The following is a 6,067-nucleotide window of genomic DNA, read 5'->3' on the forward strand; positions in this document are numbered from 1 at the left end:
CTTCGCTGAAAGGTGGCCGGGGGCGGATGAGCCGCGGATGGCGGCTGTCAGGAGGTGGACGCGACCGTGCCGTCGCCGTTCATCCTGAGCCGCGGTGCGCTCGCGGGGATGTTGGTCGTCGGCAGTGTCAGCTCGAACTCGTTGAGCCGCATCGCCTTGAAGGCTCGTCGGCGGGACTCTGCCAGCCGGACGTAGTCGTCGAAGCCGGCAGACTCCCGGATTCGTTGGCCGATGTGACCGAGGTAGTCGTCGATCCGCTGGGCGAAGGCCTTGGGCCAGGTGTCGTCGGCGAGGACCCAGTCGGCGGCGAAACGGCGTTCAGGGCTGCTGGGCGGCAGACTCGTGGCGGCTTCCAGGATCGCCTGTGCGATGTGTTCCTGTAGCTCGGTCACGGCGGTCGGCGTGGTGGGGACATGGTTCATCAACTGCTCCCGGTCCGGGCTGAAGACCGGGTTGGTGAAATCGACCATGAACGCGCAGGCGGCGAACTTGGCCGTGATCAGGCCCTGTTCCACCATCTGCCGTACCACGTCGTTGTCCTCGCAGGCCGGCTCCGGTACGACGAAAGCGAAGAAGGTGTCGCCCGGCTGGGAGAAGCCGCTGCTCTTCTCCTTCAGGGAGAAGCCGAAGGTTGCAAGGCTCTCAACGTAGTGGGCGGCCGGGGCCATGGGAGGAAGGGCGGCCGTGACGGGCAGTTCGAGATCACTCAGGAGCGCATCGCTGTTCAGCCAGAAGCTCGGGGGCAGCAGCAGGTCACCGCTGGAGGGGGTGATCGTCGAACTCTGGGTCGCCGTGCTCGCCAGGTTCACGGCGGTCGTGGTGAACAGATGGCGCATCAGCTGCTCGGGATGCTCCACGGTGCCGTCCTGTGTGACGGCTGCCAGGCGGGCGGCGGTCCAGCGGCTGATCAGCGCACGGACGGTCAGTTCCAGGTTCTCGGCACCGATGACCTGCTGATAGAGCGGGTCGTCACGGAAAGGGTCGTCCGGGGCCAGCCGAATCCCCGCCGCCTGGGACTGCCAGTTACTCCAGGGCGCCTTCAGCTCCTTCATCACGACGCTGCCATTGATGTGGCTGTCGAAGCAGCCATGGCCGCGGGAGCCGGGGGCCAGAGCGGACCACGAGTTGCCCGCCCACACCCACACGGGGCTGATCCGCATGTAGTAGTTGAAGACCTTCGCGGCCGCATCCCAGGCGGCAACCTGCAGAAACGTCGCCGCCGGATCCTCGTTCGCCCCCGTGCTCACCAGCAGGTCCACGTCCTGGCCGGTGGCGGCGCGAGCGACAGCGAACCGCATGGCACGCGGCAGCTCGGGGGCGGAGCCGAGCGGGATCTGCCCGGCCTCACCGATCAGATACACGGACTGGTTCGCTTTCGTCGCCGGCTCGGGCAGCCCAGCGAGGAGATCCTGCACCGTCAACGGGAAGGTGCCCTTGCGGAAGAACAACTCCGCCATCGGATCCCCCAGCTCCGCCAGCTCTTGGGCGGCCAGAGGACGGGCGTGCTGGTCGACGCCCACCACGAAGCGGTATAGCCTCGGCGCTTCCCGGTCGTCGACGTCCGCGTCGCCCAGGGCGGCCACGACCGCGCGGCTGGTGGGGCATGTGATTCCAGGCGAGGAGCCGCTGGTCCCGGCGGTGCGAGTCTTGTGCAACCAGGCGGTTGCCCGACGATGCTCTCGTATGCCGTCCACTGACTCGACCTTTCGTCGCCCGCCTCTGTCCAGCGAGGTGTGAGCGGTGTGTCAGGAGGGGCTTGAGCCTCGCACTCCATGAACAGTCTGCATCGCCCGAGGCCATGACGCATCCGTACCCGTGGCAGACTGCGTACGTGGCTAGTGGTGGCCCTCGGGCCCGCCCGTGCACATGGAGACGTTCAGCTCCTGAAGTACGGTGGCGATCGGATTGCCGACCGTGTTCGACCCTGCGCCGGCGAAGAGTAGCGCCACCACCAACCCTTGGTCGTCGACGATGACGGAACCCGAGTCAACCATGGTCGGAGAAGACGGCGTCAGGGGACGTGGCGGCCGTGATGCTCACCCGGTCGCGCAAGGCGTGCAGCCGATGCTGCCGCCGTAGTCCACCTGGATGGTGGCCGAGATACCGTCGACTGAGCCGTGCGTCAGCTCCGTCGTCCGCCCGCGCTTGCGTACGGCCATCCCGAGTAGGCGGTCCAGGCAGGTGCCGCACTTCGAACGAAAGTGGGCGGCACACCGCCGCGACAGGTCGTGACGCGGTCTGGGTGCCGGCGAGATTGACAGCCACCTCACCCTTCTGATCGCCGACACGGGCATCCAGGACGACGGCCTGTGGAGGTGCGCCGACGACACCAGCCGGCTTCTCGGCGTTCCGCTGACGAAGGTCGCGGTTGAACGCGCTTTGAAGGGATACATCCGTTGGCGACGGGGCAACGGCTGGCGGCAGGCCGGGTCCGGCGATCTGGATGACTTCAAGTACTCGCGGCGGCGGGCTCCGCAGAACCCGCAGACGGTGGGCGGATCGAAGTGGAACCGGGAGTCGGCCACCGTCTCGGGCCTGCACCGGCTGTCCGGCCCGGGGCGGCCCCGTTCCAGTCGGCGGCCCCGATCGTGGGGGCGCTCCGGCCCGCCGTTCCCGAGGCCTTGGCCGTGAAGGTAGGAGAGCCCCAGGTCGCCGTCGAGGACGCGGACCAGGATGGTGCAGGCCAGAGCACCGCGACAAGTCGCAGCACGAGGTCTCGCAAGAGAAGTGGCGCGCTTCCCGGGGATCCCGATCAGGAAGCACGCCACTCTTTACCACCGAATTGTTTTCGGCCTCATTTCCAGGTGTAACGACACAGTTACACCTGGATACCCGCACGTCAGGGCACCATTCAGTGCGGCGTGTTCCCAACCGTGCCAAGCCGCCCGCAGCTGCCCATCCTGTATCCAAGGGCATATGGGTAGTGCATACGCCGCCCAGCACTGAGGCCCTACCTCCCGCAGAGCAGCGGACGCCGTCTACCACGAGCGTCTGCTGGAAGTTCGAGAACCGGCGGATCCACCACGGGCGAAAGGCTCAGATGCAAGTTCTTGTTGTCAGCCCTCCGAACTCGAACACCGTGATCGACGGTTCCTCGTGCACGGTCACGAACCCCGAGGAGCACACCGATTGGTCCGACTTTCCGAACCTGGGCATCCTGACGCTGGTCTCGGCCCTGCGTGACGTTCCCGGCGTCCAACCGATCTACATCGACGGCACCGTGGTTCCCTGGCCGGATGTCCTGAAGTACGTCGAGGACAACGCTTCCGACATCCTGGCGTTATGTATCAGCGCCCTGACCGCGACGTACGAGGCGGGCCTTGGCCTCTGCTCGGCAGCGAAGAGCCTGAACAGCCGAATTGTCACGATCTTCGGAAATGATCACGTCACGGCGCTCACCCGCGAGTGCATGAGCTCACAGAGCGGGGTGATCGACTACGCGTTCGTGGGCAACGAAGTTGTAGGGAGCTTCGTCAACCTGATCACCGCCCTCAGTGTCGGCGCGGACATCGACACGCAGCCCCTGCCCGGACTGAGCTGGTACGGCGGGCCTCACGTGGCGACCACTCCTCAGCAGCCGGAGCCCCTGTACACGCAGGTCGACTACACCCTGATCGACCGGGTCTTCAAGCACTCCACGCTGTACCAGGAGAACTTCAACAGGCGGATCGTGCCCACCTTCGCCCGAGAGACCGGGCGGCAGGTCCACCGCGGGATGCCCGTCGAAATCGGGCGAGGTTGCATCAAGTTCGCCCGAAATGATGCATGCTCCTTCTGCTCCATACAATTCGGCGGCATGTGGCGCAATGCCGTGCCCTCCGCGGAAGCCGCATGGGAGGTGATCCGTGCCGCGCACCAGGGCGGCTACGACTACCTGTACTTGACCGCAGACGAACTGCCGTTGACGTTCGGCCGGCTTCTGCGGGACATGGAGGAAGCCCCGCCCGCCTGGTGGCGGTCCCTGCCGGAGGACGACCGCCCGGTCATGGTCGGCTACGCAAGGGCAGACGGCCTGTCCAACGAGCGGCACGCCGCCATGCTGCGCTCCCTTGGAGTGCGGCAGTTGATGGTCGGCCTGGACGCCGGAACGGCCACCTCTCTGCACGCCATGAAGAAGCCGCTCGCCTCCATGCGGGACGTGAAGTCCGCCTTCCGCGCCGACCGCATGTTCGAGCACAACGTCCAAGCGATGCGCGCGGCGAAAAACACGGGTCTGCTCCTCAAGGTGGGCTTCGTCATAGGCCACCTGGGCATGGACGAGGCACTGCTGCGTGAGAACGTCGACTCGATGAAGACGCTGCTCGAGTCAGGGGCCGGCAGCATCGCCTCGCTGGATGTCGAGGTGCTGTCGCCCGAACCGGGCTCGCTCGACTTCACCATGCTCCTGGACCCCGGCCTGGCGCGTGCGCGAGCTGAGGAATTGGCTCTCTCCCTGCCCGATCGCCGTGTGCACGAGCAGCGCGCAGCCAAGTGGCGGGACAAGGACATCATCGATCGGGAGCAGGCCATGGCCGATTACGTCGAATCAGTCATGCCTGGACTCACCCTCGCAGACCTGGCGCAGGCCCGCGCAGAGGTGCGCGCCCACGGTGCGAGGATGGGGATCACCATCGGAGGGTGACCCGTGACCACCTCGACACTCCTGGCCTTCGCGGGCTTGTGCCTGCTCCTTTCGATAACGCCGGGCCCGGACACATTCCTCGTGCTCAGGTACAGCCTGTCCGGCAGCCGATCCGGGATCGCGGTGGCCGTCGGCTCCGGCCTGGGCTCGATGCTGTGGGCGCTGGCCGTCGCACTGGGTGTCAGTGCCTTGCTGCATGACGCCGGCATGGCATTCCTGCTGGTCAAGGTCGCGGGGGGTCTTTACCTCCTCTACCTGGGACTGCAAGGCTTGCGCCGAACACGCGGCACCACGCTGGACGCCCGGAGCGAAGCTCCCGGAGTGAGGGCAGGACTTTGGGCCGGCCTGGTGTCCTGCCTGCTCAACCCGAAGGTCGGGCTCTTCTTCCTGGCGGTCGTCCCTCAATTCCTCACCGCTGACGGAGCCGACTTCGGCTCAGTCATGGCTCTTGGCGCGATCGACGCAGTGGTCGCCGTCATCTGGCTCGCGGCCGTCGCCGTCGGTGCCGCCCGCGCCATGGCATGGCTCAAGCGCCCTCGGGTGGCGCGCGCCCTGGAAGTCGCCAGTTCCTCATTCCTCGCGCTCGTCGGGGTCGGCATCCTCGTCACTGCTGCTCGCGAAGGTACATAACCCAGCAGCCGACGACGCTCGTGATCCTGAGTAGTTGTCCGTGAAGGCCGTCACGGACAGCGATTCTCATAAATGACCGGTAGCGAGAGTTCTGCGAGAGCCCGCGAGTTGATCACGTTTCCGCGGGTCGCCGTTCAGTGACGGCACCTGGCGCGCCACCGACACCACCAACAGTCTCTTCCAACTCGCCACTGATGGCACCGTCACCTACCCCGACCTCCTGCTCGTCAATGTCCCCCACACCTGGGCCGCCGGCCCCGCCGGACGCTTCGGCAAGGACGACCGAACCGGAACTCCGCCCGTCCGAGCAACGCTTCGTGAAGGCCCTGCTGGGTGCCGGGCTGGTGGGCGAAGTGGCTGGAAGCCCCGCTCGGTCCGGACCGTCGCTGAAACCCTCGGCATGTTGTGATCACCGAACGCCAACGGAGGACGTGTGGGACCAGCCGGAACAGCCCTGGCAGCCGGGCCCGAATGATCTGTTCTTCACCACCCACCTGATCAGCCCGTACGGCGACCGGCACCTCGGCTTCAACGACGCCGACGGTCGCTTCTACCGGCTGTGGCAGCACCACCAGCCCGAGCCGCTCCACACCGGTGACGCGACCCTGCTGCGCCCCAGCGATATCGACCAGATCATCAAGTTCCTCCCGCCGCGCCCCAGCCCTTCTATGAAGGCTTCCAGGGCGCGGCGCTGAAGGCGAGGTGGTGAGCCGCCGTGGCGGGGCGGGCAGCGCCCGCCGGCGCGCCAACCCCCGCCGGGCTGGTGTGCACGGGCCGCGGCGAGCAGAACGCGCCCAGCCCGCACGGGGGGGCCCC

At 66.8% G+C, this 6,067-nt stretch carries 5 protein-coding genes; 3 read left to right on the plus strand and 2 right to left on the minus strand.

The features are described from left to right. Nucleotides 1–47: 47 nt before the first annotated feature. Together ACFVIU_RS25850 and ACFVIU_RS25855 are read right to left on the minus strand one after the other, a co-directional pair. Nucleotides 48–1,583 carry a hypothetical protein gene (locus ACFVIU_RS25850; RefSeq protein WP_385845358.1) on the minus strand — a complete coding sequence of 512 codons (1,536 nt, stop codon included), beginning with the start codon at nucleotides 1,581–1,583 and terminating at the stop codon, nucleotides 48–50. Nucleotides 1,584–1,835: 252 nt separating this feature from the next. Next, nucleotides 1,836–1,994 (minus strand): hypothetical protein, encoded by a 159-nt coding sequence (locus tag ACFVIU_RS25855; RefSeq protein WP_385845360.1) that lies wholly within the window; start codon nucleotides 1,992–1,994, stop codon nucleotides 1,836–1,838. Between the two features lie 1,085 nt (nucleotides 1,995–3,079). Between ACFVIU_RS25855 and ACFVIU_RS25860 the strand changes: the two genes are divergently transcribed. The 3 genes from ACFVIU_RS25860 (at nucleotide 3,080) to ACFVIU_RS25870 (ending at nucleotide 5,946) form a co-directional block, all read left to right on the plus strand. Continuing rightward, nucleotides 3,080–4,621: a B12-binding domain-containing radical SAM protein gene (locus ACFVIU_RS25860; RefSeq protein ID WP_385845361.1), complete on the plus strand. Its 1,542-nt coding sequence runs from the start codon at nucleotides 3,080–3,082 to the stop codon at nucleotides 4,619–4,621. Between the two features lie 3 nt (nucleotides 4,622–4,624). After that, nucleotides 4,625–5,251, plus strand: a complete 627-nt coding sequence (locus ACFVIU_RS25865; RefSeq protein WP_385845363.1) for a LysE family translocator — start codon at nucleotides 4,625–4,627, stop codon at nucleotides 5,249–5,251. Nucleotides 5,252–5,682: 431 nt separating this feature from the next. Beyond that, the gene (locus ACFVIU_RS25870) at nucleotides 5,683–5,946 is read left to right on the plus strand and encodes a hypothetical protein (RefSeq protein WP_385845364.1); all 264 of its coding nucleotides are present in this window, start codon (nucleotides 5,683–5,685) and stop codon (nucleotides 5,944–5,946) included. Nucleotides 5,947–6,067 lie beyond the last annotated feature (121 nt).

Source organism: Streptomyces sp. NPDC127190, assembly GCF_042672505.1.
In the GTDB taxonomy this organism is placed as follows: Bacteria; Actinomycetota; Actinomycetes; order Streptomycetales; family Streptomycetaceae; genus Streptomyces.